Annotated in this window: 23 protein-coding genes; 12 read left to right on the forward strand and 11 right to left on the reverse strand. The window is 61.7% G+C overall.

What is annotated here, in order from left to right; genetic code table 11:
* Positions 1–10 precede the first annotated feature (10 nt).
* A complete protein-coding gene (locus tag ERD78_RS09575) occupies positions 11–880 on the forward strand; it encodes a DMT family transporter (RefSeq protein WP_129969021.1) in 870 nt (289 codons plus the stop codon).
* Between the two features lie 97 nt (positions 881–977).
* Here ERD78_RS09575 and ERD78_RS09580 read toward each other — a convergent pair whose 3' ends face one another.
* Together ERD78_RS09580 and ERD78_RS09585 are read right to left on the reverse strand one after the other, a co-directional pair.
* On the reverse strand, positions 978–2,045 hold the full coding sequence (locus tag ERD78_RS09580) for a tartrate dehydrogenase (RefSeq protein WP_129969022.1): 1,068 nt from the start codon (positions 2,043–2,045) through the stop codon (positions 978–980).
* Between the two features lie 66 nt (positions 2,046–2,111).
* The gene (locus ERD78_RS09585; RefSeq protein ID WP_129969023.1) at positions 2,112–3,650 is read right to left on the reverse strand and encodes a helicase HerA-like domain-containing protein; all 1,539 of its coding nucleotides are present in this window, start codon (positions 3,648–3,650) and stop codon (positions 2,112–2,114) included.
* Positions 3,651–3,761: 111 nt separating this feature from the next.
* Here ERD78_RS09585 and ERD78_RS09590 point away from each other — a divergent pair, with 111 nt between their 5' ends.
* The 9 genes from ERD78_RS09590 to ERD78_RS09630 all read left to right on the forward strand — a co-directional run bounded on the left by ERD78_RS09590 (position 3,762) and on the right by ERD78_RS09630 (position 11,319).
* Positions 3,762–4,493: a YebC/PmpR family DNA-binding transcriptional regulator gene (locus ERD78_RS09590; RefSeq protein ID WP_129969024.1), complete on the forward strand. Its 732-nt coding sequence runs from the start codon at positions 3,762–3,764 to the stop codon at positions 4,491–4,493.
* Positions 4,494–4,532: 39 nt separating this feature from the next.
* Complete coding sequence (gene purD, locus ERD78_RS09595) at positions 4,533–5,828, forward strand: phosphoribosylamine--glycine ligase (protein WP_129969025.1); 1,296 nt, start codon at positions 4,533–4,535, stop codon at positions 5,826–5,828.
* 34 nt (positions 5,829–5,862) lie between these two features.
* Positions 5,863–6,771, forward strand: a complete 909-nt coding sequence (gene hemF, locus ERD78_RS09600; protein WP_129969026.1) for an oxygen-dependent coproporphyrinogen oxidase — start codon at positions 5,863–5,865, stop codon at positions 6,769–6,771.
* Positions 6,762–7,358 carry a nicotinate (nicotinamide) nucleotide adenylyltransferase gene (gene nadD, locus ERD78_RS09605; RefSeq protein ID WP_129969132.1) on the forward strand — a complete coding sequence of 199 codons (597 nt, stop codon included), beginning with the start codon at positions 6,762–6,764 and terminating at the stop codon, positions 7,356–7,358. Before hemF ends, nadD begins: the two co-directional genes overlap by 10 nt.
* A 28-nt stretch (positions 7,359–7,386) precedes the next feature.
* Positions 7,387–7,779 carry a ribosome silencing factor gene (gene rsfS / locus ERD78_RS09610; RefSeq protein WP_129969027.1) on the forward strand — a complete coding sequence of 131 codons (393 nt, stop codon included), beginning with the start codon at positions 7,387–7,389 and terminating at the stop codon, positions 7,777–7,779.
* Between the two features lie 14 nt (positions 7,780–7,793).
* Positions 7,794–8,264: a 23S rRNA (pseudouridine(1915)-N(3))-methyltransferase RlmH gene (rlmH, locus tag ERD78_RS09615; RefSeq protein WP_129969028.1), complete on the forward strand. Its 471-nt coding sequence runs from the start codon at positions 7,794–7,796 to the stop codon at positions 8,262–8,264.
* 30 nt (positions 8,265–8,294) lie between these two features.
* Complete coding sequence (gene pyk / locus ERD78_RS09620) at positions 8,295–9,734, forward strand: pyruvate kinase (RefSeq protein WP_129969029.1); 1,440 nt, start codon at positions 8,295–8,297, stop codon at positions 9,732–9,734.
* Positions 9,735–9,756: 22 nt separating this feature from the next.
* Complete coding sequence (locus tag ERD78_RS09625) at positions 9,757–10,347, forward strand: Maf family protein (protein ID WP_129969030.1); 591 nt, start codon at positions 9,757–9,759, stop codon at positions 10,345–10,347.
* A gap of 180 nt (positions 10,348–10,527) precedes the next feature.
* Positions 10,528–11,319: an IclR family transcriptional regulator gene (locus tag ERD78_RS09630; protein WP_218940833.1), complete on the forward strand. Its 792-nt coding sequence runs from the start codon at positions 10,528–10,530 to the stop codon at positions 11,317–11,319.
* 16 nt (positions 11,320–11,335) lie between these two features.
* On the opposite strand, the gene dapA is transcribed toward ERD78_RS09630, so the two are convergent.
* The 5 genes from dapA to ERD78_RS09655 are packed head-to-tail and all read right to left on the reverse strand — an operon-like array spanning position 11,336 to position 17,730.
* Entirely contained in the window at positions 11,336–12,247 is a 912-nt protein-coding gene (gene dapA, locus ERD78_RS09635) for a 4-hydroxy-tetrahydrodipicolinate synthase (protein ID WP_129969031.1), read from the reverse strand.
* Positions 12,248–12,277: 30 nt separating this feature from the next.
* Positions 12,278–13,990, reverse strand: coding sequence for an ABC transporter permease subunit (locus ERD78_RS09640; protein ID WP_129969032.1), 1,713 nt, complete (start codon positions 13,988–13,990; stop codon positions 12,278–12,280).
* Between the two features lie 60 nt (positions 13,991–14,050).
* Positions 14,051–15,151, reverse strand: coding sequence for an ABC transporter ATP-binding protein (locus tag ERD78_RS09645; protein ID WP_129969033.1), 1,101 nt, complete (start codon positions 15,149–15,151; stop codon positions 14,051–14,053).
* Positions 15,152–15,192: 41 nt separating this feature from the next.
* On the reverse strand, positions 15,193–16,278 hold the full coding sequence (locus tag ERD78_RS09650; RefSeq protein ID WP_129969034.1) for an ABC transporter substrate-binding protein: 1,086 nt from the start codon (positions 16,276–16,278) through the stop codon (positions 15,193–15,195).
* Positions 16,279–16,311: 33 nt separating this feature from the next.
* The gene (locus ERD78_RS09655) at positions 16,312–17,730 is read right to left on the reverse strand and encodes an FAD-binding oxidoreductase (protein WP_371734579.1); all 1,419 of its coding nucleotides are present in this window, start codon (positions 17,728–17,730) and stop codon (positions 16,312–16,314) included.
* Between the two features lie 283 nt (positions 17,731–18,013).
* On the opposite strand from ERD78_RS09655, the gene ERD78_RS09660 reads away from it, so the two are divergent.
* Positions 18,014–18,994 (forward strand): Bug family tripartite tricarboxylate transporter substrate binding protein, encoded by a 981-nt coding sequence (locus ERD78_RS09660; protein WP_245152398.1) that lies wholly within the window; start codon positions 18,014–18,016, stop codon positions 18,992–18,994.
* Positions 18,995–19,107: 113 nt separating this feature from the next.
* The gene (locus tag ERD78_RS09665; RefSeq protein WP_129969036.1) at positions 19,108–20,466 is read left to right on the forward strand and encodes an FAD-dependent oxidoreductase; all 1,359 of its coding nucleotides are present in this window, start codon (positions 19,108–19,110) and stop codon (positions 20,464–20,466) included.
* A 77-nt stretch (positions 20,467–20,543) separates the two neighbouring features.
* On the opposite strand, the gene sodC is transcribed toward ERD78_RS09665, so the two are convergent.
* From sodC to ERD78_RS09685, 4 genes are all read right to left on the reverse strand, one after another.
* Complete coding sequence (gene sodC, locus ERD78_RS09670; protein ID WP_129969135.1) at positions 20,544–21,062, reverse strand: superoxide dismutase family protein; 519 nt, start codon at positions 21,060–21,062, stop codon at positions 20,544–20,546.
* 217 nt (positions 21,063–21,279) lie between these two features.
* Complete coding sequence (locus tag ERD78_RS09675) at positions 21,280–22,788, reverse strand: M81 family metallopeptidase (RefSeq protein ID WP_129969037.1); 1,509 nt, start codon at positions 22,786–22,788, stop codon at positions 21,280–21,282.
* Between the two features lie 5 nt (positions 22,789–22,793).
* The gene (locus tag ERD78_RS09680; protein WP_129969038.1) at positions 22,794–24,068 is read right to left on the reverse strand and encodes a Zn-dependent hydrolase; all 1,275 of its coding nucleotides are present in this window, start codon (positions 24,066–24,068) and stop codon (positions 22,794–22,796) included.
* A gap of 19 nt (positions 24,069–24,087) precedes the next feature.
* Positions 24,088–24,798, reverse strand: a complete 711-nt coding sequence (locus ERD78_RS09685; protein ID WP_129969039.1) for an ABC transporter ATP-binding protein — start codon at positions 24,796–24,798, stop codon at positions 24,088–24,090.

Genomic DNA, 24,798 nt, shown 5'->3' on the forward strand with positions numbered 1-24,798 from the left:
TCAGCAAAAAATGCATCGCCAGCGCGCTCTTTTCGCGATTCACATCGCCGCCGTCCTGTTTGGGCTGACCGGCATCTTCGGCAAACTCATCGAAGGCGACGCCCTGGCCATCACGGCCGGCCGCGCGGGCTTCGCCTCCGCCGTGCTCTATGCGGCCATGCGCTGGGGTGGCGTGCCGCTCCGACACAACATGGGCCGCCGCCACCTGGCTGTTCTGGCACTCGCCAGCATCATGCTGGCCATACACTGGGCAACGTTTTTTGTTTCTGTGAAGATAGCAGGCGTGGCGGTAGCGACCCTGGGCTTTGCCAGCTTCCCGGCCTTCATCACCCTGATCGAACGCATCGTATTCAAGGAGCGGGCCAGCCGCACGGAATGGCTTATCCTGGCGCTGGTCACCACAGGCCTTGTGCTGGTCACCCCCTCCTTCGACTTTCGCAACCACGCCACAATAGGCTTGGCATGGGCCATCCTGTCTGGGCTTACCTTCGCGCTCTTCACGGTCATCAACCGCCGCGCGGCCTCCAGCATTCCCGCGCAGCAGGTTGCATGCTGGGAGAATCTCTTTGTATTCATATTGACGCTGCCCTTTGGATGGGCATCGCTGGGCACACTGGGCGCGCTGGATTGGCTATGGCTCGCGATACTGGGCATCGCCTGCACGGCGCTGTCCCACTACCTGATGGTCAGCAGCCTGATGGCGCTCAATGCGCGCAGTGCCGGCATTGTCATAGCCCTGGAACCCGTCTACGCGATTGTGTTCGCCGCGCTGCTGTTCGGTCAATACCCCTCCCTACGCATGGTCCTGGGCGGCGTGCTGATGGTGGGCGCCATAATCTGGGCGGGCCTGCGGCAGGCATCCGCAAGGAAAACAGCCTAGGCCGGGGCAAACGGCATGACGGGCCTTCAGCCCGCCATGCCTGCATGCCTTCCAGGGTTGCCGGACACGCCGCGCCAAGCGGCGCAACGGTGCTTTCCTAACGCCCGGCGATGATATCCGCAATCGCCTTGCCGACGTCCCGCGTGCTGGCCTTGCCGCCCATGTCGGGAGTCCGCGGCCCTTCAGCCAGCACAACTTCGATGGCATGCACCACCTGCGCGCTGGCTTCGGGGTAGCCCAGGAAATCGAGCATGAGCGCACCGCTCCATATCTGGCCGATCGGATTGGCGATGCCCTGACCGTAAATATCGGGGGCCGAACCATGCACCGGCTCGAACAACGAGGGAAAGGTCCGCTCAGGGTTGAGGTTGGCGGAAGGTGCGATGCCGATCGTGCCGGTGCAGGCCGGACCCAGATCGGACAGGATGTCGCCGAACAGATTGGAGGCCACCACGACATCGAACCAGTCGGGATGCTGCACGAAATGTGCACAGAGAATATCGATGTGGTATTTGTCCCAGCGGACGTCGGGATACTGATTCCCGATGTCCGCCACCCGCTCATCCCACCAGGGCATGGAAATAGAGATGCCATTGGACTTGGTGGCGGCAGTCAGATGCTTGCCGCGCTTGCGCGCCAGATCGAAAGCGAATTTAAGCACCCGGTCGGCGCCGATGCGGGTAAAGACGCTTTCCTGGATGACGACCTCGCGCTCGGTGCCCGCAAACAGGCGCCCGCCGCTATTGGAGTATTCGCCTTCCGTGTTCTCGCGGACAATGAAGAAATCGATGTCCCCAGGCTTGCGGTTGGCCAAGGGCGAGGGGATGCCCGGCATCAGCCGCACCGGTCGCAAATTGATGTATTGATCGAACTCGCGCCGGAATTTGAATAGCGACTCCCACAGGGCCACGTGATCAGGTGCAATATCGGGCCAACCGATGGCGCCGAAAAAGATGGCCTCGTGGCTGCCGATCCGCTCCTTCCAGTCCTCGGGCATCATGCGGCCGTGCTTTACGTAATAGTCGCAACTCCAGTCCAGCTCGTCCCAGTCGAATCGAATACCGTGCCGCGTCGCCACGGCATCCAGCACCCGCAGTCCTTCGGGCATGACTTCCTTGCCGATGCCATCACCGGCCATGACTGCGATTTTATGAGTTGTAGACACGTGTTCCTCTCTTTGCATGTGTAAGCGCCGTGTCTTGCTGCACGGCAAAAAACGAGTGTGATTGCCCTATCGGCTGCGTCGCCGGCCGCTGACCAGCGAGCCCAGCACGCCGCGCACCAGCTGTGTTGCCGTGCTGCGAATGGCGCTGCGGACGGCAGACTGCACTACCCCCTCGCGCCGTCCACCGCGCGGCCCGACCGAGCCGAACAGAAAATCGCTGACCGCACCCATCAGCCCGTCGTCTTCCTGCGCCTTCTGCCTGGCGGCGCCAGGCGCCGTCTGGGCCTCCTGGCCTGAAGCGCCGCCGGGCGCGGCCTGGCCATTGGCGCCCGCCCGGGCAGCCAGATTCTCGTAGGCGGACTCCCGATCCACAGCCTTGTCATACTTGGCGCCAAAGGGGGACGCCGTGCGCAGTTGCCGTCGCTCGTCCTGCGTCGCCGGCCCGATGCGGCTGCCCGGCGCCATCATCCATACCCTTTCCGTCGGGCAGGGGCTGCCCTTGGCGTCGAGCAGCGATACAAGCGCTTCACCCACGGCCAGTTCGGTGATGGCCGCCTCGATGTCCAGCCCTTCGTTGGGCCGCATGGTTTCCGCCGCCGTGCGCACCGCCTTCTGGTCGCGCGGCGTGAAAGCACGCAGCGCATGCTGGATGCGGTTGCCGAGTTGACCGAGCACGGTGTCGGGAATATCCAGCGGATTCTGCGTAATGAAGAAAACCCCCACACCCTTGGATCGGATGAGCCGCACGACCTGCTCGATTTTTTCCAGCAGCGCCTTGGGCGCATCATTGAACAGCAGGTGGGCCTCATCGAAAAAGAACACCAGCTTGGGTTTCTCGGGATCTCCGATTTCCGGCAGATTCTCGTAGATGTCCGCCAGCAGCCAGAGAAGAAAGACCGCATACAGGCGCGGCGCTTGCATAAGCTTGTCAGCGGCCAGTATGTTGACCACGCCCTGGCCGTTCGCATCGACGCGCATCAGGTCGGCGACATCGAGCATGGGTTCGCCAAAAAACCGGTCAGCGCCCTGGGACTCCAGGCGCAGCAGACTACGCTGGATGGCGCCGATGGAGGACGATGAGACATTGCCATACCGTGTGCGCAGTTCCGCGGCACGGTCGCCGACATTCTGCAGCATGGCGCGCAAGTCCTTCAGATCGAGCAATAGTTGGCCTTCGTCGTCAGCCACCCGGAATACCAGGCTGAGCACCCCTTCCTGTGTGTCGTTGAGCTCGAGCATGCGACCAAGCAGAAGCGGCCCCATATCGGACACCGTGGCCCGCACCGGATGTCCCTGCTCCCCGAAGACATCCCACAAAACGGTGGGGCAGGCGCCGACAGCAGGTTCGGGCAGCGCAAGGCGGGTCAGTCGGTCCTTCAGCTTGGCGCTGATGTCTCCGACCTGGGAAATACCCGTGAGGTCGCCCTTGACATCGGCCAGGAACACCGCCGTACCCATGCGCGAAAAGGCTTCGGCCAGCACCTGCAGGCTCACCGTCTTGCCGGTGCCGGTGGCGCCCGTTATGCAGCCATGCCGGTTGGCCAGTTGGGGAAGCAGGCGCGCCTCGGCGCGCGCGTTCTTGGCAATAAACACGGGATCAGCCATATTTTTTCCGCCTTCCACTGGAAATCTGGGAAGCCCAAGTGTAATTCGATTCCCAAGTCCGTGTACTTGGTAGAATGGCTCTTTAACGTTCTATGGACACATCGCATTTCTATGGCCGGACACAGTAAATGGGCGAACATCCAGCACCGCAAGGGACGTCAGGACGCCAAGCGCGGCAAGCTCTGGACCAAAATCATACGTGAGATCACCGTGGCGGCGCGCGCCGGCGGCGCGGATCCCGATGCCAATCCGCGCCTGCGCATGGCCTGGGACAAGGCCACGGCGGCCAATATGCCCAAAGACAATATCCAGCGCGCCATCCAGCGCGGCGCTGGCGGCGCCGACGGCGCCAATTACGAGGAAGTGCGCTACGAAGGCTATGGCGTGGGCGGCGCGGCCGTCATCGTCGACTGCATGACTGACAACCGTACCCGAACCGTGGCCGAGGTCCGGCATGCGTTCACCAAAAACGGCGGCAACCTGGGGCAGGAAGGCTCCGTGGCGTTCATGTTCAAGCATTGCGGCCAATTCCTGTTTGCCCCGGGCACGTCCGAGGAGCAGGTCATGGAAGTGGCCCTGGATGCAGGCGCCGAAGATGTACAGACGGACGAAGAAGGCATGATAGAAGTCATCACGCCTCCCGCCGATTACGCGGCGGTAAAGCGGGCTTTCGAGGCCGCCAGCCTGGTTCCCGAGGTACAGAACGTCATCATGAAGCCCCTCAATGAAACCGAACTGACCGGCGACGACGCGGCGACCATGCAGAAAATGCTGGACATGCTCGAAGGGCTGGACGACATACAGGAGGTCTACACGACCGCTGTTTTCGACGAGGCCGAGTAAGGTCAAGCACACTCTCACGCCGCGCAGCGGTCAATATTCATGAAGATACTCGTAATTGGCGGCGGTGGCCGCGAGCACGCCATGGCCTGGCGCCTTTCCCGTTCCCCGAGGGTGCAGACGGTCTATGTTGCCCCCGGCAATGGCGGCACGGCCCGTGATGAATCGCTGAAGAACGTCGCCCTGACGGACATCGGCGAACTCGTGGCCTTCGCTCTGGCGGAAAAAGTGGCCTTTACGGTCGTGGGGCCCGAGGCGCCGCTGGCGGCCGGTGTGGTGGATGCCTTTCGGGCGGCGGGCCTGCGCATCTTCGGACCCACTCAAGCGGCCGCTCAGCTGGAAAGCTCCAAGGATTATGCCAAGGCGTTCATGATGCGCCACAGCATTCCGACCGCCGCCTACCGGACATTCACCGACCCCGCCGAGGCCAAAGCCTATATCGCCGAACAGGGCGCCCCCATCGTCATCAAGGCCGACGGCCTGGCCGCCGGCAAGGGCGTCGTGGTGGCTGCAACCATCCAAGAGGCGGAACAGGCCGTGGACCATATGCTGGGCGACGGCGCCTTCGGCAGTGCCGGCGCGCGCGTCGTCATCGAGGAATGCCTGCAGGGCGAGGAAGCCAGCTTCATTGTCATGTGCGACGGCAAGAACGTACTGGCTCTGGCCACCAGCCAGGACCACAAGCGGCTGCTGGATGGCGACCAAGGCCCCAACACTGGCGGCATGGGCGCCTACTCGCCCGCTCCAGTCGTAAGTCCCGCGCTGCACAACCGCATCATGCGCGAGGTCATCCAGCCCACCGTGGCCGGCATGGCGCGCGATGGCCTGCCGTACACCGGCTTCCTGTATGCCGGGCTCATGATAGGCGGCGGAGCCGACGCATCGCGCCCGCTGAAGGTACTGGAATTCAACTGCCGCATGGGCGACCCTGAAACCCAGCCCATCATGATGCGCATCAAGAGCGACTTCGCCCGCGTCTTCGAACTGGCGCTGGAAGGCCGGCTGGACGAAGCCGACATCGAGTGGGACCGCCGCTGCGCCCTGGGCGTGGTCATGGCCGCGAAAGACTACCCCGCCACGCCGCGCACTGGCGATCTTATCGATCGCGTGGCCCCCGACACCGACGATGTCACCGTGTTTCACGCGGGCACGGCCCTGCGGGACGGCGCGCTGCGCACCAGCGGCGGCCGGGTTCTGTGCGTGACGGCCCTTGGCGACTCGCTGCGGCGCGCGCAGGCGGCCGCCTATGATGCCGTTGCGCAAACGCATTTCGACGGCCAGCAGTTTCGTGGCGATATCGGCTGGCGCGCATTGCCGGCCGCCACATCCACACCTTGACCCCACCCCGGCTTTCGCGGCCGGAACCCGCATCATGACCGCACCCATCCCAGACGCCCACGATTACTTTCTGAACCTGCAATCCCGTATAGTCCAGGCCCTGGAAGATGCCGGCAACGCCCCCTTCGAGCGTGAATCCTGGACCCGGGAGGAAGGCGGCGGCGGCCTGTCGCGCTACCTGGAAGGAGGCCAGCTGTTCGAGCGCGCCGGCGTTCTGTTTAGCCACGTAAAGGGCAAGACTCTCCCCCCTTCCGCCAGTGCGCACCGCAAGGAACTGGCTGGCCGCAGTTGGGAAGCCATGGGCGTATCCATGGTGCTCCACCCACGCAATCCATACATCCCCACCACGCACATGAATGTCCGCCTGTTCGTGGCGCATGCGCCGGCCGATACGCGTGAAGAAGATGTCTTCTGGTTCGGAGGCGGACTGGACCTCACGCCCTACTACCCCTTCGAGGACGACGCCAGGCATTTTCACCAGATCTGTCACGACGCCGTCGCGCCTTTCGGCGCGGACAGGTATGCGGCCTACAAGCGCTGGTGCGATGAATACTTCTACCTGAAACATCGCGGAGAAACACGCGGCATCGGCGGCCTCTTCTTCGACGACCTGAACCAGGACGGCTTCGCGCAGAGCTTCGCGCTTACGCAGTCGGTCGGCAACGCCCTGCTGCCCGCCTACATGCCCATCGTCGAAAAACGACGCACACAGGCCTACGGTGAACGCGAGCGGGCCTTCCAGGCATATCGGCGAGGCCGCTATGTGGAGTTCAATCTGGTCTACGACCGCGGCACGCTGTTCGGCCTGCAATCGGGCGGGCGCACCGAGTCCATATTGCTTTCCATGCCCCCTTCGGCAGCGTGGCGCTACTGCTACACGCCCGAGGCCGGCTCGCCCGAGGCCGAGCTGGCAAGCTATCTCAGACCCCGGGACTGGCTGTGAAAATCGGACTGCTGGGTGGCAGCTTCGACCCCGTGCATTGCGCGCATATAGCGCTGGCGCTGGCAGCCCGCCGGTCGCTTGGCATGGACCGCGTGCAGTTGATTCCTGCCGCAAACCCATGGCAGCGAGAGCCGCTGGCCACCAGCGCCCACCACCGGCTTGCCATGCTGAACATCGCCGTACGCGGCCACGAGGGCCTGGAAATCAATCCGCTGGAAATAACCCGCGGCGGCAAGACCTACACAGCCGACACACTCTCGCAACTGCCGCCGGGGCCTGACTATACATGGATACTCGGGGCCGATCAGCTGGGCAACTTCTGCAGCTGGCATCGATGGGAAGCGATTGCCGCCACGGTGACGCTGGCGGTTGCGCGCCGGCCCGGCACCGAACTGGCCGTTCCCGCTGCGCTGCGCCAGCGCCTGGAAGCCCTGAATCGCAGGCTGGTCGAGCTGCCTTTCGAGCCCATGGATATCTCCGCCACCGCCATACGTCGCCGGCTGGCGCTGGGCTTGCCCACAGACGGCATGCTCGATGTTGCTGTCGCGCAATACATCAAGGAAAATCACCTCTACCAAGGCCCTTGATCACTGGGTCTCGCGGTATAGTGGCTACATGGATATACAAAAACTGCAACGACTTGTCATAGATGCACTGGAAGACGTCAAGGCCCAGGACATCAAAGTATTCAACACGACCCATATCACCGGCCTGTTCGACCGCGTGGTCATCGCAAGCGGTTCATCCAACCGGCAGACCCGGGCCATCGCATCCAACGTGGTCGATAAGGCCCGTGAAAGCAAGGTTCCCATCGTCGCCTATGAAGGCGAGGACACCGGCGAATGGGTGCTGGTCGATCTGGGCGACATTGTGGTCCACTGCATGCAGCCCAGCATCCGGCATTACTACAATCTGGAAGAGATCTGGGGCGGCAAGCCTGTTCGCGTCAAGCTCCTGCCGCAGTCCACGCAGCCTGTCATCGCCGAAACCTACGACGACGCCTCCTGAGCGCAGGGTCCATCGTGAAGCTCATCGTCGTGGCTGTCGGCATCCGCATGCCCGCATGGGTGGAAGCCGCCTGGAAAGACTATGCGCGTCGACTTCCGCACGATTGCATGCTCGAGTTGCGCGAAGTCAAACCCGAACCGCGCACATCCGGAAAGACAGCACCCCAGATGATGCAGGCCGAGGCCAGGCGCATCGAATCCGCCGTGCCCGCCAATGCCTTGCGCATTGCGCTGGATGAGCACGGACGGGACGTTGATACGATGACGCTTGCGCGCGAGCTGGAGCGCTGGCGCGGCGGCGGCCAGGATGTCGCCTTTCTCGTGGGCGGGCCAGACGGCCTGGATAGCGGACTCAAGCAAGCCTGTCAGTCGCGTCTGCGTCTTTCGTCCCTCACCCTTCCACACCCCATGGTGCGTGTGCTGCTGGCGGAACAGCTATATCGCGCGTGGGCTATCATGACCGGACATCCCTACCACCGCGCCTGAGCGCATACATCAATGGCAAGGACAGACACAATGACCATGCGGCGCACCAAAATCGTGGCCACACTGGGGCCAGCCACATCCAGTGCGGAACAGATAGAACAGCTCATCCTCGCCGGCATGGATGTGGCCCGACTGAACTTTTCCCACGGCGAAGCCAACGATCACCGTGAACGTGCCCGTCTGGTGCGCGAGATCGCCGAGAAGCACGGCCGCTTCGTGGCGGTGATGGGCGATCTGCAAGGTCCCAAGATCCGCATAGCCCGCTTTCTGAAAGGCCGCGTCGAACTCGAAGCCGGCCAGCCGTTCACGTTATCGAACCTACACGATCCGGAGGGCGGAGACGAACATATTGTCGGCATCGACTATCCCAGTCTGGTACAGGACTGCCATCCCGGCGATGAGCTGCTGCTGGACGATGGCCGTGTCGTGCTGACAGTGGACAGTGTTGATGAAAACGCCGTACACACCATCGTGAGCGTAGGCGGCCCCCTGTCCAACAACAAAGGCATCAACCGCCGTGGCGGCGGCATCTCCGCGCCCAGCCTTACCGACAAGGACAAGGAAGATATCCGGCTTGCCGCGGAACTCGACATGGATTATGTCGCCGTGTCATTTCCGCGCTATGGCAGCGATATACAGCAGGCGCGCAAGCTTGTACAGGAAACGGGCAGCAAGGCCTGGATCATCGCGAAGATAGAACGCGCGGAAGCCGTGGCCGATGATCGCGCGCTTGACGCCATTATCAAAGTCAGCGACGGCGTGATGGTTGCTCGCGGAGATCTGGGTGTGGAGGTGGGCGATGCCCGTCTGGCGGGCATACAGAAACGCATCATCCAGCATGCGCGCACACACAACAAGCTAGTGATCACCGCCACGCAGATGATGGAATCCATGATCAGCAGCCCGCTGCCCACGCGGGCCGAAGTATCGGACGTGGCGAACGCTGTGCTCGACTACACTGACGCAGTCATGCTGTCGGCCGAAAGCGCGTCGGGCAAGCACCCGGTGGCAGCGGTGGCGGCCATGGCCCGCATTTGCGTGGGCGCGGAACAGGAGCCCACCAGCATGCAGTCGCAGCATCGCCTGGGCGAGACGTTCACGCGTTGCGATGAAACCATTGCGCTGGCCACCATGTATGCCGCCAATCACTTTCCCGGCGTTAAAGCCATCATCGCATTGACCGAAAGCGGCCACACGCCGCTCATCATGTCCCGCATCCGCTCGGCGGTACCCATCTACTGCTACACACGTCATCCGATCACGCAGCGTCGCGCGGCGCTCTTTCGCGGCGTCTACACCGTGCCTTTCGATGCCGCCAAGCTGGATCCGGCTGAAGTCAGCGACAGGGCCATAGACAGGCTCAAGGAACGCGCGCTGCTCAAGAAAGGTGACTGGATCATCCTGACCAAAGGCGACTTTTACAGCAACAGCGGCGGCACCAACGGCATGAAGATACTGAAGGTGCGCTGATGGCAAGCAAGGAAGCGCGTCCATGAACCTGCCCGCCATCTATCTCGCCTCGGCCAGCCCGCGCCGCCATGAAATCCTGGTCCGCATGGGCGTCGAGCACGAAGTCCTGCATGTGCCCGCCCCCGAGGGCGAGGACGAACCCCGCTTGCCCGGCGAGCCGCCAGAGGACTACGTGCGGCGCACAGCGAGGGAGAAGGCGCAGCGCGCGGCGGACTGGGTGCGCACGCCGCTCGACACCAGCCGCCCCATCCTCGCCGCCGATACAACAGTCATTCTCGAGCACGACCTGCTCGGCAAGCCTGCCGATCTGGACGACGCCCGCACCATGCTGGCACGCCTCTCGGGCAGCATCCATAGCGTTCATACCGCAATTGCCGTGGCATACCAGGACAGCCTGCTGGAAGACGTGTCAATAACCCAGGTGCGGTTCCGTGCGCTCACGCCCCAGGATATCGACAGCTACTGCGCCAGCGGGGAGCCCATGGGCAAGGCTGGCGCCTACGGCATCCAGGGGCGGGCAGGCATGTTTGTCCAGCATCTGTCGGGCAGCTATACCGGTGTCATGGGCCTTCCCATGTTTGAAACAGCAAGGCTGCTGCAATCGCTGCCGTGAGTGCCAGGCAGCGCCGCCTGCTATTTCATCGGAGTACAATTCATATAATCGCAATGCGATAGAAAATCGGCTTGCGATCTTTTTCTCTGACAAAGACCAAACGGAATACGCGTGCCGAGAAACAAGCAGCCGGACATCAAGCATGCAGCACGGACGGAACAGCATGCGCCCTCCCCGGCATTGTCCTATGCCGGCGGGCGCTCGACCCTGTTCATCGGATCGATCGAGAAAGCCTTCAAAGTGCTGCATGCTTTCGACGGCCCCCGCCGCCACATGACGCTCGCCGATATTTCGCGCGTTACCGGCCTGGACCGGAGCGCCACGCAGCGGCTGGTTCATACCCTGGCGGAACTCGGATATATCCGGCGTATCCCCGATTCCCGCAACTACGGGCTTGCGCCCAAGCTGCTTCAGCTGTCCTACAACTACATACGCGCCAACGAGCTTATCGACAAGGCCTCCCCGTATTTGCTCGATATCAGCCGAACCGTTGGGGAAACAGCCAATCTGCATGAGCTCGACGGCACGGACATTGTCTTCCTGGCTCGCTTTCCCGGACAGCATCTGGTCAACGTCGACATTACGGTAGGCAGCCGGCTGCCAGCCTTTTTCACCGCCTCCGGCACGGCAATTCTATCCCGACAGCCCCTGGCGCGCCGGCGTGAAATACTCGCGCAAACCGATCTACGGCCGCTTACGCCTTATACAGAAACCGATCCGGACAAGCTACTGCGCAGAGTGCAGCGGGCCGCAGAGCGCGGCTATGCCATCGTCAAGAATGAAACCGTCCTCGGCGACATTTCCGTGGCGGCGCCCGTCATGGATCTGCGCGGCAACACAGTCAGCGCCATCAATATCGCCGTGCCCACGACACGCTGGACACTGGAGCGCGCCGAGGCCGAGTTGGCACAACATGTGCAGGTCGCCGCGGCGTCCATCTCCAAGTCCCAGTTCAACCGCTACGCCCCCTGAAAGTCTGGCTCCGCCCTCAGGCAGCAGGCGCTTCGCCAAACGCCTCGATCTGTTTGCGCAGCTCCGCCCTCAACTGGCTTTCCAAGGGTGCCGCAGGCCGAACCAAGGGGCGCAGCACATGCGGAGCATCGATGCCGATCAGATCCATGACCGACTTGAGCGGCCCTGGATTCGTTTCGGAGAATGCCAGATTCAGGAGAGGAATAAGACGCCGGTGAAGGGCAAGCGCATCGGCGATCCTGCCCTCCTTCAGCAGGGCATACATGTCCAGCCATGGGCGAGGCAGTACGCTGGCCGTGACCACGATGCCGCCGCGCGCGCCCGCCGCGATATGCATGGGGAATAGCGTATCCTCGCCGCTGAGCACGGCAAAATCGGCATCGACGCCGGCGATAGTGCGCAGGAAGTGATACATATCGGTATTGCAGGCCTTCATGCCGATGATGCGCTCATGGGCCGACAGCACATGCAGTATATCCGGGCTGATGGAAACCTGAGTACGGTAAGGGATTTCGTAGATCAGGACGGGCAGCGGCGACTCGTCCGCAAAGCGCAAAAAGTAGTCGCGTATGCCCGCCTGCGTCGGGCGCGTGTAATACGGGGTCAACAGCATGACTGCGTCGGCACCCGTTGCGGCAAACTCCTGCGCCGCCTGCATTGCGTCGTAGTATCCCGGATCCAGCACGCCGGGGATAACCGGCACTCTGCCCCCGGCGGCCTGCACGCACGCCTGCGCCATGCGGACACGCTCGGGGCGCGAAAGCGAACCGTACTCTCCCGTTCCGCCAAGCGGCACAATGCCATTAACCCCCCGTGCGATCAAGCCATCGACCAGGCAACGGGTAGCCTGAACATCGATGCGGTCATCGCCGGTAACCGGTGTGGGAATGGCCGGAAGCACTCCGTGTAAATTGCATGAATCTATCATTGTCCTAATCCAGAAAATACAAAACAGCCGCTATGCCAGGCTGCGTCGCCGCATCCGGTCCGCAATCCAGATCAGAATGGCGATGAATGCGAAAAGGCAGGTGGACACCGCGGCAATCACAGGCGAAATCTGCAATGTGACCTCGTCCCAGAACTGCTTGGGCAACGTCGCGCTGATGCCACCGGATGAAAAGAGCGCGATGGTCAGTTCGTCGAAAGACGTGGCAAAGGCGAACAGGAAGGACGACAGCATGCCGGCGCCCAGAATGGGAAAAGTGACGTGGCGCAGCGTTTGCCATGGCCGGGCGCCCAGGCTCTGCGCGGCCATATCCAGCCGCGTATCATAGTTGCGCAGCACCGCCATCATGGTAATGACGACATAGGGCACCGCCACGACCGTATGGCCCAATACAAGCCCAATCGAGGTTCCCACCAGGCCGACGCGCGCAAAGAAGTAGAACAGCCCGACCGCAATAATCATGCGCGGCACGACAATGGGCGAAAGCACGAAGGCCATCCAGATTCCCGGCCTGCGTACATTGCCACGCACCAACATGAATGCCACGGGCGTTCCGATCAGCATGGACAACACGGCCGTCCCCACGCCCACGATCAGCGAGCGGACAATGGCATTCATCCACATGGGCGAGGCCAGCATTTGCTCATACCACTGCAAGGAAAAGCCGCGCGGCGGCCAGCTCAACCCGGAATCCGCGCCGAACGAAAGCGGCACCATCAGAAAAGCGGGAAGACTCAGGAAGATCAGCACCAGCACGACCAACCACCACATGAACCGCGACTGCCCCGCATCGGCGTTGCGGCGCAGTCCTCGCGGGCACATGGCCAGAATACGGTCCGAAATGCGGGCCAGCGCGTCAAGAAGCGCCTGACCGGCACGGTGCAGATATCCCTGTCCGCCGCCTGCATTCCTGTCCACCGCTGCCCCGGTCATGGTGGACAGGCCCAGAAGCTTGTCGTATATGCCAAAAACAATCAGCACCACCAGGAGAAGCAGCACGGATATGGCGCCCGCAAAACCCCAGTTCAGCGTTTGCTGGATCTGGACGATGATCAATTGCGTAATCATGGTTTCATGGCGGCCGCCCAGCAGGGCCGGTGTAATGAAGAACCCTATCGCCGTCACGAAAACCATGATGCCCGCCGCGGCAACGCCGGGAAGCGCCAGCGGGAAGTAAACCTTCCAGAACGCGGTGCCGGGCCGCGCACCCAGGGTAGCCGCTGCCCTGGGGAGGTTCCGGTCTATATTCTCCATGACCGACAGCATGGTCAGCACAGCCAGTGGCATCAAGGCGTGCACCATGCCCACAATGACACTGCCCAGCTGGTACAGCAGATTGGCCGGCGTATCAATCAGGCCCACGGCCTGAAGAAGCTGGTTCAATGGGCCATTGCGTCCCAGTATCACCACCCAGGCGAACGTTCTCACAAGAAAGCTCGTCCAGAAGGACAGCACAACCCAGAACAGCCACTGCCCCTTGCGCTGCCGGGGCAGCGAAGAAATCAGATAGGCAACGGGGAATCCTGCCAATACCGCAAACAGCGTGGTCCACAATGAAATCTTCAGCGTGATCAACAGTACGTCCAGATACACTGTCGTATGAAAAAGCCGGGTGTAGTTTTCAAGGGAAAATCCACCGTTCTCGTCCAGCACGCTCTGCAGCAACAATTGCCCCACCGGGTATACCAGCAGCACCAGCAGCACCACGCACAGCGGCGCGCTCATGAAGATGTGCTTGAGTCTCGGAGTGTTTATTCGGCGAATCGGCGTCAGCATGCGCGCCCCCTATGCCGGCAATGCCACAGCATCGCTTTCGTGCCAGCCCAGCATCACTTCCTGGCCGACGGTGAATCCTGGCGCGCCGGCACGCGTGGGGAAGGCCGCGATAAGGGCATTCTCGCCCTTTCCCTGCACATACAGCTTGGTGAGACTGCCAGTCACCATCACGTCAAGCACCTTACCCGACAAGCCCGGCCCTCCGTGCATGGCGTCGGGCGCATGCTCCCCGGGCATCATTGGATGCACATTCTGGGGACGTATCATCACCTTGACGCTGTCACCCGGCTTCAAGTCGTCATTGTGCAGCGTCGCACGACCCATTGCTCCCATGGCGAGCCGTATGCCGGCGCTGCCACGCTGCACATCGGTCAGGACGGCATCGAACATATTCGACTCGCCCAGGAAGTCCGCCACGAAAACCGAACATGGGCGGAAGTAGAGATCGGCGGGCGATCCCAACTGCGCGATGGCACCCGCATTCATTAGGCAAATGCGGTCAGACATCGTCATCGCTTCCTCCTGATCATGCGTGACGTAGATAATGGTCGTGCCCGATTGCCTGTGTATGCGCTTGATCTCCAACTGCATCTGGTCGCGCAGCTTCTTATCCAGCGCGCCCAGCGGCTCGTCCATCAGAATGATGGACGGGTTATAGACCATGCAACGCGCCAGTGCGATGCGCTGCTGCTGTCCGCCCGACAATGCCTTGGGATAGCGCTGCGCAACGTGCGGAAGGCGGACGAGGTCCAGGACATCGGCCGTTCTGCGCCGCATCTGCGCGCCGTCCATGTTGCGCATTTTCAGGGGGAAGGCAATGTTTTCCTCTATCGTCATGTGAGGAAACAAGGCGTAGTTCTGAAACACCATGCCGATGTCGCGCTCATAGGGCGCGCCATCAGTGATGTCCCGGCCATTCACAATCAGCCGTCCTTCATCCGGCCTGGACAAGCCGGCAATCAGGCTGAGCAAGGTTGTCTTGCCCGAGCCCGATGGGCCAAGCAGGGTGAGGAACTCGCCGCTGGCGACTTCCAGATGCGTCGGCGCGAGCGCAACGAAATTGCCGTAACGCTTGGCCAGGCCTTGTATTTGCAGATTCGAGGCAGCCATTGATCTATGTGTGGTTGGAGAACGAAACGCCAGGCGGGCGGCTAGACCAGAATCCATGCATTGAAACGCTCTATCGCTTCGCGCTGATGGTCAAGCCAGAACTGCGCATTGATGGGTACACCGGTCTTGATGTTTTCAGGGCTGGTGGGGCAGTTCTTTGCGATCTCGGGTTTTATGTAATCAAACGCCCGTGGCTGGGTGACGCCCGCCGCAAAATACTCGACCAAGGAAGCCATACGTTTCGGATCCGATGCAAATTTGATGAATTCCCTGCATGCGTCGGCATTGGGCGTACCCTCGAGAATGGCCCAGTTGTCGCAGCCCCAGATATTCTGGTTCCAGATAATGCCCACGGGCGCGCCATTGGCAATGGCGGACTGCGCGCGCGATACCCAGGTGGGCACCATATCCACCTCTCCCGACCCCAGCATCTGCTCCACCTGTGCGCCGCTGGTCCACCAGACTGCAACCTCCTGCTTGATGTCGTCCAGTTTCTTGAAAGCCCTGTCCATGTCGCAGGGATAGACCTTGTCTCCTGGAACGCCATCGGCCATCAAGGCTTCCTCCACCGTATCGAAGGGATGCTTGCGCATCGCCCTGCGGCCTGGAAAATCCTTCACATTCCAGAGATCCGCCCAGGACTCGGGAGCCGCCCGGCCCTTGAACGCATCCTTGCGGTACGCCAGCACCGTGCTATACACATTCGTTCCCACGCCATAGTCGTTCTTGTATTGCGCGGGAATCTCCGCGACAACGGGATCGGATTCAAGACCATGCTTCTGGAGATACTTCTTCTTGCCGCTGGTCAGGATGAGAATGGCGGGATTGCTGATTTTCGCCATGTCCCACGTATAGCTCCCCGTCTCAACCATGCTCTTGATCTGCGCGGTCGGCTCGGCATTCGCTGCCACGCCAACCACTTCAATCCCCGTCTTCTCCATGAAAGGACGGTAATACACAGCGCCATAAGCCTTGGTGTATATGCCGCCGTCGTCACGCACCACGATGCGCTTTCCCGCGGCGCGCGCGGGCGTCCAAATCAAGGGCATGGCCAGGCTGGCCATGCCCGCGGCGGCGGCCTTGATTGCGCTGCGGCGCGAAGGGCTGAATCTGCTGTTCTGTTTCATGATGTCTCCTTGTACTGGCTATTAAAGGCCTCGTCAGGGCAAGAGCCGCCCCGGGTTCAAAAGGTCATGTGGATCAAACGCCTGCTTCACCGCCCGCATCATGGCAAGCTCCACGGGTAATTTATATCTGGCCCTCTGCGACACATATACCTGGCCAACGCCATGCTCGGCGCTGAATGTGCCATCCAGAGCGTAAGCTGCATCATTGACGGCGCGGCGTATCGACTCGGCCGTCGCTTCGGGTGCGTCAAGCGACGCCCATTGCTTAAATGAAAAGAAGGGAATGAAATGCACGTTGCCGTCTCCCAAGTGGGCTACCACCACAACGCCAATTTCAGGGACGATCTCGCGCACCGCGGCGGTGGCCTTGTCGATAAAGTCAGGCACCCGTGAAACCGGCACAGCCGTGTCCGACGTCAACCCCACGCCCGCTTTTTTGTTGGCCTCCGACACGCTGTGCCGCACCTGCCACATCTCATGGCGATGCGCCTCGCTGACAGCGATGGCGGCGTCCAGCAACAGGCCTTGGGCATATGCCTTTTCAAGCAGGCGCTGCATGTCCTGGCTGCCCTCGGCGCCTTCCTGGTCGTCCGCAAGCTCCACCAGGACATGCCAGTTGTGATTGCCCGCAAGCGGGTTGCGCCGGCCAGGCACATGCTCCAGCACCAGGTTCAGTTGAGCCGCATTCATCATTTCAAATGCCGTCAGGCGCGGGCCGAATGCCGCCCTGCATTGAGTCAGCAGTTGCAACGCGTCATGCGGGCTGCGCACGGCAACCCAGGCAAAGGCGTAGGCGCGCGGCAGGGGATGCAGCTTCAGGATCGCTGCAGTGACAATGCCCATGGTCCCTTCCGCGGCAATGAACAGATGCTTCAGATCCAGACCGGTATTGTCCTTGCGAAGACCGCGCAATCCATCCCAAATCGTGCCGTCCGCCAGAACCACTTCCAGGCCCAGAATATTCTCCCGAGTATTGCCGTAGCGCAGCACGCCCGTGCCGCCCGCATTCGTGGAGATATTGCCCCCAATCTGACATGAGCCCTCAGATCCCAGGCTGATCGGATAAAGCAGGCCATGCTGCGCCGCAAGCGCCTGGATGTCGGCCAGCACGCAGCCAGCCTCGACTTCCATTGTGTGGTTGTCAACATCCACACTGCGCACATGACGCATGCGCGCCAGGTTGACAACAACGGGAGCCGGCTCGCCGCCGGACGGCACCGCGCCGCCACACAAGCTGGTATTGCCCCCCTGCGGAAGAATGGGTATTTGTTCCCTTGCGCACAGTTTGACTATGGCGCTCACTTCCTCCGTCGAGGACGGCAGCGCCACGCACATGGCCTTCCCCGCATGGCGACCCCGCCAGTCTTCGACATAGGCTGCCATTTCACGGCTTCGCCACACCACAGCGGAGGAGCCAAGCACATCAATCAGTCGTTCAACAACAGGGTGCATGTTCATGGGATATCCTGCAGACCGGGCAATTTTCCACCGTTGCCGTATGCGAGGAGAATAAATCTATTTATATTGCAATACACACTTAATAATCGCATTGCAATTGATTTACGGGTATACACCGACCCGATTAATCTATTGGCATCCGCCTGGCCATACCCAGGCTCGCTTCGCCCGACAGGCCTGCACGCCACAATAATCGCCGGAGGCGTGCTGCGGCTTGCCGGTGAGCGAGCGCGCTTAGTATGATGAGAGACTAACCCTGTTCCGGAGACAAACAAGAATGAAATTCCCACGCCTTGCCGCGGCGCTTGCCGCCGCCACTCTGATGTTCTGCGCCCCGCTGGCCAGCGCCCAGGACGCCTGGCCCAGCAAGCCGTTGCGCCTCATCGTGCCTTTTGGCCCTGGTTCCACGCCGGACACGCTGGCACGCATCGTGGCAGAAGGACTTACGCCGGTGCTGGGGCAATCTGTGGTGGTCGAGAACAAGCCCGGTGCGGGCGGCAACATCGGCACCAACACAGTGGCAAAGGCCGAGCCAGACGGCTATACCTTCGGCGTCACCATTTCAGGGCCTCTGGCGGTCAACACCATACTTTTCAAGGACCTGCCCTACGATCCGCAAAAAGATCTGGCCTACATCACTATCGCCGCGACACAGCCCAGCGTGCTCGTGGTTGCGCCCAGCCTTGGCGTGAACGACGTGCCGTCGCTCATCAAGAAATTAAAGGAGAACCCCGGCAAATATAACTTCTCCTCCATGGGCACCGGCGGCATTTCCCATCTGGCCATGGAAGCCCTGGCTGCGCGCAGCGGCACGCAGATCGTTCACGTTCCCTATGCCGGTTCATCGAAAGCCATGGCCGCTATTCTGGCAGGCGAAACCCAAATGGCGGTATTGCCCGCGGCGGCCGTCATGGCCCAGGTCGACGCCGGCAAGCTCAAGGCGCTGGCTGTGGCAACAGCCAAGCGCTCGGCTGTGCTGCCCGACCTTCCCACCCTTTCCGAATCTGGGCTGGAAAATATCGAAGGCGATGCATGGATGGGCTTTGTCGCGCCTGCCGGCACACCCGAGCCGGTCATAACGCGTCTGCATGATGAAATCGTGAAGATCATGAACCAGGATGCCGTCAAGAAAAAACTGGCCAGCATGTACATGGAGCCTGTTGCCAATACGCCCGAGGAAATGCGCGCCACGGTACAGGCCGACCTCGACCGCTGGAAACCGGTCATCGAAGCCAATCACATTCAGATGAGCCAATAGATCGTCTGACGGCAGTCTCGCCTCGCGCGCCGGCGTTCACTGCGACGTCCGGCGCGCCGCATTTTCACAATCGCAGCACGACAAGTCGCAGCACAACACAAGGTATCAAGCTTATGGCCTCCCTTTCATCTTCTGTTCACGAGCCGGCTCGCGATATCCCGCTGTTCGGTGAATATGACGTGGTCGTGCTGGGTGGCGGACCTGCCGGTCTGATGGCGGCGACGCGGGCTGCGCGCCAGGATATGTCGGTGCTGCTGGTGGAGCGGTACGGCTTTCTTGGCGGCATGGGAACAGCGGCTGGCGTCACCAACTTCTGTGGCCTGTACGCCAACGTTCATGGTGAAAGCAAGCAGGTTGTGCATGGGTTGGCGGACGAGCTTCTTGATCGCATGCGCGCACTTGACGGCCTAAGCGTGCCCCACCTCATCTTCGGCAAAGTCCATGCGCAGGCCTACGATATGTCGGCGCTCAAGTACGCGTCCGATGGCATCCTGGTCGACTCTGGCGTACAGATCCTGTTCCATGCGCTGGGCGTGGGTGTATCGCTAAAGGAAGACGGCGAGATAGACTGTCTCTTTCTGGAAACCAAGTCCGGCCGGGTGGCCGTGCGTGCACAGGTATTCATTGACTGCTCGGGCGACGGCGACCTGGCAAATTGGGCGGGCGCGGCCTACGAAAAAGGCACCGGCCCTGGACAAATGCTGTATCCCACCCTCATGTTCAAGGTGGGCAATGTGGACAATGCGCGCGCCGGCGAGGCCTGGCGCGACATTCCCCAGCGCATGGACCAGCTCAGGGACAGCGGCGCGTATCGGTTTCCCCGCCACGGCGCCATCGTGCGCCCCATGAAGAATCCCTACGAGTGGCGAGTGAACGTCACACAGTTGTCCAACCAGGACGGCACGGCCATCGATGCCACGGACGCGCGCGCGTTCAGCCGCGGCGAACTCGAAGGCAGGCAACAGGCCATGGAATTCCTGCGTTTCCTGCGCGAGCAGATTCCAGGGTTCGATCAAGCCTATGCACTCGAAATCGCGCCCCAGATAGGTGTGCGGGAAACCCGCCGTGTGGTGGGCGAATATCAACTCACGCGGGAAGACGTATTGGGCTGCGCCGATTTCGATGATGCCATAGGCGTGAATGGCTGGCCACTGGAAAAACACGTGGCCGGCGATGTGCACTGGGAATGGCCCCCTATACCGGAATCCCGTGGCTACAACCAGTTGCCCTACCGCATGCTGCTGCCCAGGCGCTCAAGCGGCGCGCCGGGCAACCTCCTGGTGGCCGGGCGCTGCGCATCCATGACGCACGAAGGCCAATCGGCCGCCCGCGTGTCCGGCGCCTGCTTCGTCATGGGCGAAGCGGCTGGCACGGCAGCTGCGCAGGCACTGAAGACCGGCACCAGCGTGGCCGCCATTGATATACGCGGCCTGCAGCGGACGCTGGCGGAACATGGCGTGTTTCTGGGCTGACCGGAACAGGCACTACGGCGTCGCCACGCTCGCCCGCACCGCAAGGCCTGCGGTCAATGGTCATCGCCCGTGGCCGCCTATGGCTGCTTGACAACACCGCAGGCGAATCGTCCGCCGCCGCCGCCCAGCTTCATGGGATGGTCGGAGTAGTTATCGCCCCCCTCGTGCAACATCAATGCGTGCCCTTCGACCTGGCTCAGCTTGTTCAGGCGCGGTGCGAGCACGGGGTGCGTGGCAGTGCCATCCTCGGCAACATACAGTGCCGGCAGGTCTCCAAGATGCCCATCTCCCCATGGCGCGCCGTGCTTTCCCGCGCCATCGGGATCGAGGTGCGGGCCCGCCCCGCCAGCCGGCGTCATCTTGCCATCCTTCTCGGCGGGATCGCAGCTCGGCTTCTCGTGCACATGGAAACCATGCAGGCCTGGCTTCAGTCCCTTGATATCGGGTGTGAAAACCAATCCGTATTCGCTTTCTGAAATGGTGATCTGGCCCAGCGCTTTCCCCGGACCATGCTCAGTCGCTTGTGCGATGGGTACGGTAAGGTCCGCCTGCGCCGCACTTGCGCCACACAGCACGCCAATCGCCACTATCGCCATGAAGCCGCTGCGAAGGTGCGGAAAATGTTTCAGCTGTACAAGCAAACCGAATCCGTTCTGAATCGTCATGATCTGACCCCTTGCTTCCTGGCCGGATGCGCCGGCATGCGCCCCCAATCGATGGAACGGGTCCGAAAGGCCAGCAATAGCCATGCCCGACGGCGCAGCGAACACGGCGGCCGGGCGTGTGGACGGACCCGATCGGCCGCGAGCCAGGTCAGCGACTGACTTCGTCCAGTGGATAAACCGGCCGCCTTATCTTGCGAAATGGAAACAAGTCATAGTTCGAGCTAGTGACACCCGCGCTGTCGCACTCGACATAGCCCTTGGCAATGGGAAAGAACACCGGCCGGCAGTACATGCGCGACTTGAGCAGGAGATAATCCTTGGTGGATGGATCGACACCCACGCATGTGAACACGCCCAAATCCCATGGTTCCTGTGTTTTCTCGGTCACCACGACTTGCACGCCATCGAACTCGAACAGCGCCGTGCGTCCCATGCCGCATTTCATGCCGGTATAGGTGGGGCCGCTGATCACGTACTCGCCGCTGCCCAGACGCCTTACTGTGCCTTCAACACGCAGCGGCGCCTTGACAATACCCAGACTCTCCAGCGGGCGCTTGTTGCCCAGGTCCACGGTCACCCGCGCACCCTCGCCCGCCTCGAACAGCGCAGCCACCGTTTCCGGATCGCAGACGGGTCCCACGGCAATATTACTCAAGCCTTGCGCCAGCGCCTCCTGCAACACATCCATGGTATCGCAGGTGCCGCCCGACATACAGTTGTCGCTGTGATCCAGCAGCAATACCGGGCCATTGGCGGCCCCGCAATCGGGATGGGCAAGGCCTGGCACATCATGGGCATGGCGAGCCCGGGCGATCGATTCCGATAATGGGGGACTGTGATACACATAGCCTTCGCGCTGCGCCCAGATGTCATCGGCCAGGGCGTCGGCGTGCGCCTGGGCACTGGCCTTATCCTTTCCGACGATGATCACGCTGAGGCAAGGCGCAGGAATATCAGCCAGCGCAAAACCGGCCATGACCGTGCCCGCGAGAATTTCGCCGCGCTGCTCCAGCGCTCTCGCCTTCTCGACCGCGGCATGCATGGCGGGCGACTGTGTGGCACTCATGAGCGTGTGCGTCATGAGCGGCAGCTGGCGCCAGGCAAGTGCCGGTGAGGCTTCCCCTTTTAGCTTCGTAATGAGCACGCTGCCCGCCAAATGTCCAGCCTCATACATGTCCACGTGTGGATAGGTCTTGAAGCCCGCGATGACATCGGCGTTGTCTATCATTTTCTGTGTAACGTTGCCGTGCAGATCCAACGCCACGGCCACGGGCGCATCCGGACAGACCATCCTGAGCCGCTCCAGAAGATCACCCTCACCGTCATCCGTGCTCTCGGCCACCATGGCGCCATGCAGATCCAGCATGACAGCATCACACCCTGCCGCCGCATCGACAATGTGATGCGTCATGATCCGATACGCATCCCCATCGACGGGGCCGCTGGGATTGGCGGTGGCCGACAGAGGCGTGACAATCTGGGCGCCGAATGCTTCGGCCAGATCTATATAGGCGCCCATGGCCGTGCGCGCCCCCTTGTTGGCGGCGTAGGCGTCTGCATCGTAGTCGGGGCCGTTCAGGCCAAAGTCCTCCAGCCGCGTAGGAACAGGAGAAAATGTATTCGTCTCGTGATTCAGGCGTGCAATCAATATCTTCATTGATGTCAAGTCTCCGCGTGGCCTGGCGCGACGCCGGCCTGTTCAAGCACTGCATGCAGCAGGACGTTGCAGCCCGCCTCAACATGCGCCTGGCTGGCTTCTTCGATCTCATTGTGGCTGATGCCGTCCTTGCAGGGAATGAAGATCATTGCCGTAGGCGTGACACGCGCCAGATATACCGCATCATGGCCCGCGCCGCTGACAATGTCGCGATGCGGCAGCGACAGCCGCTCGCTGGCGCATCGCACAGCTTGCACCTGCGTCTCGTCGAACGGTTGCGGTGGAAAATACACCACCTGCTTTACCTGCACATCCACCCGACCTTCCTCCGCCAGCGCCCGGCACGCGGCGGCAAGCGCGGCATCCATGGCGTCGAGTACGTCATCATCGGCAGCCCGCAGATCCACGCTGAACTTCACGGTGCCCGGAATGACATTACGCGAATTGGGGTAGGCATCGATCCACCCCACCGTCGACCGCGCATCCGGCGCATGATCCAGTGCAATCTGGTTGATCGCCGTGATCAGTCGAGCGGAAGCGAGCAAGGCATCCTTGCGCAAGTCCATGGGCGTCGGCCCTGCGTGCGCCTCCATGCCTGTCACCGTCACATCGTACCAGCGCTGGCCCAGCGCGCCCTTCACGACACCGATGACAGTGTCGGTGGCTTCCAGTATCGGACCTTGTTCTATATGCGCCTCGAAATAGGCCTTGATGGGAAAATGTTTCGCGGGCACTGACCCCGCATAGCCGATCCGCCGCAACTCGTCCCCAACGCGCTTGCCTTCGGTGTCCTGCTGCGGCAGGACATCCTCCAGGCCAAAGGCGCCTGCGAACACGCCCGAGCCCATCATCACCGGCACGAAGCGCGAACCCTCCTCGTTGGTCCAGGCCACCACCTCGATGGGCGCCAAGGTCCGGATGCCCGCGTCGTTGAGCCTGCGAACCACTTCCAGGCCGCCCAGCACACCGAAATTGCCGTCGAACTTGCCACCTGTGGGCTGCGTGTCGATGTGGCTGCCCATCATTACTGGCGGCAAGCTGTTCTCGACACCCGCGCGCCGCGCGAAAATATTGCCGATCTGGTCCACTCGGACCTCGCAGCCCGCCTCGCGCGCCCATTGGACAAACAGATCACGGCCCTGCCGATCCAGGTCGGTCAACGCAAGGCGGCATACACCACCTTTAGGCGTGGCGCCAATGCGCGCCAGCGCCATCAGTGAATCCCATAGGCGCGCCGAATCGATGCGCAGCATGTGCGTCTTGCTTGCCACAGTATCCATGCGGAAACTCCGTTCAAAATTAGCGCGGCGGCGTCTCGGCGCCCACGCTCAAGTATTTGTCCTTGATGCCGTTGTCGGCCGTAAAGCCTGCGTTGTCGTTCTCGTAGACGATGCGCCCGCTCTCCAGAATGTAATGCCGATCAGCCAGTTGCGTACAGACCTCGAGATTCTGCTCGATAAGGAGAATGGCGATGCCACGCTCGCGTATGAGTTTAAGACGCTCGACGATCTCGTCGACAATGACCGGCGCCAGGCCCTCGACAGGTTCGTCCAGGATGAGTAGCTCGGGAGCGTTCATCAACGCGCGGCCGATTGCCAGCATCTGCTGCTCTCCGCCGGACAATTGGCCGCCGCCATTGCGCCGCCGCTCGTGCAGCCGGGGAAATACCCGATAGATATCATCCAATGACCAGTCCGAGCCCGCATGCGCGGCAAGCTTGAGGTTTTCCTCCACGGTCAGCAGCCGGAAGATACCCCGATCCTCGGGCACGAAACAGATATTGCGATCGGCGATGCGGTGAGTGGGCAGCGCGGTGATATCCTGGCCTTTGAATACAATCCGGCCGCCGCGCGCCGGTACCAGCCCCATGATACTTTTCATGGTGGTGGATTTTCCCGCCCCGTTGCGCCCCAGCAGGCATACCACCTCGCCTTGCCGCACAGTCAGCGACACGCCCTGGATGACATGGCTTTGTCCATAGAAGACATGAATGTCCTGAACATCAAGCAT

It is taken from the genome of Allopusillimonas soli (assembly GCF_004153445.1).
GTDB classification, from domain to species: domain Bacteria; phylum Pseudomonadota; class Gammaproteobacteria; order Burkholderiales; family Burkholderiaceae_B; genus Allopusillimonas; species Allopusillimonas soli.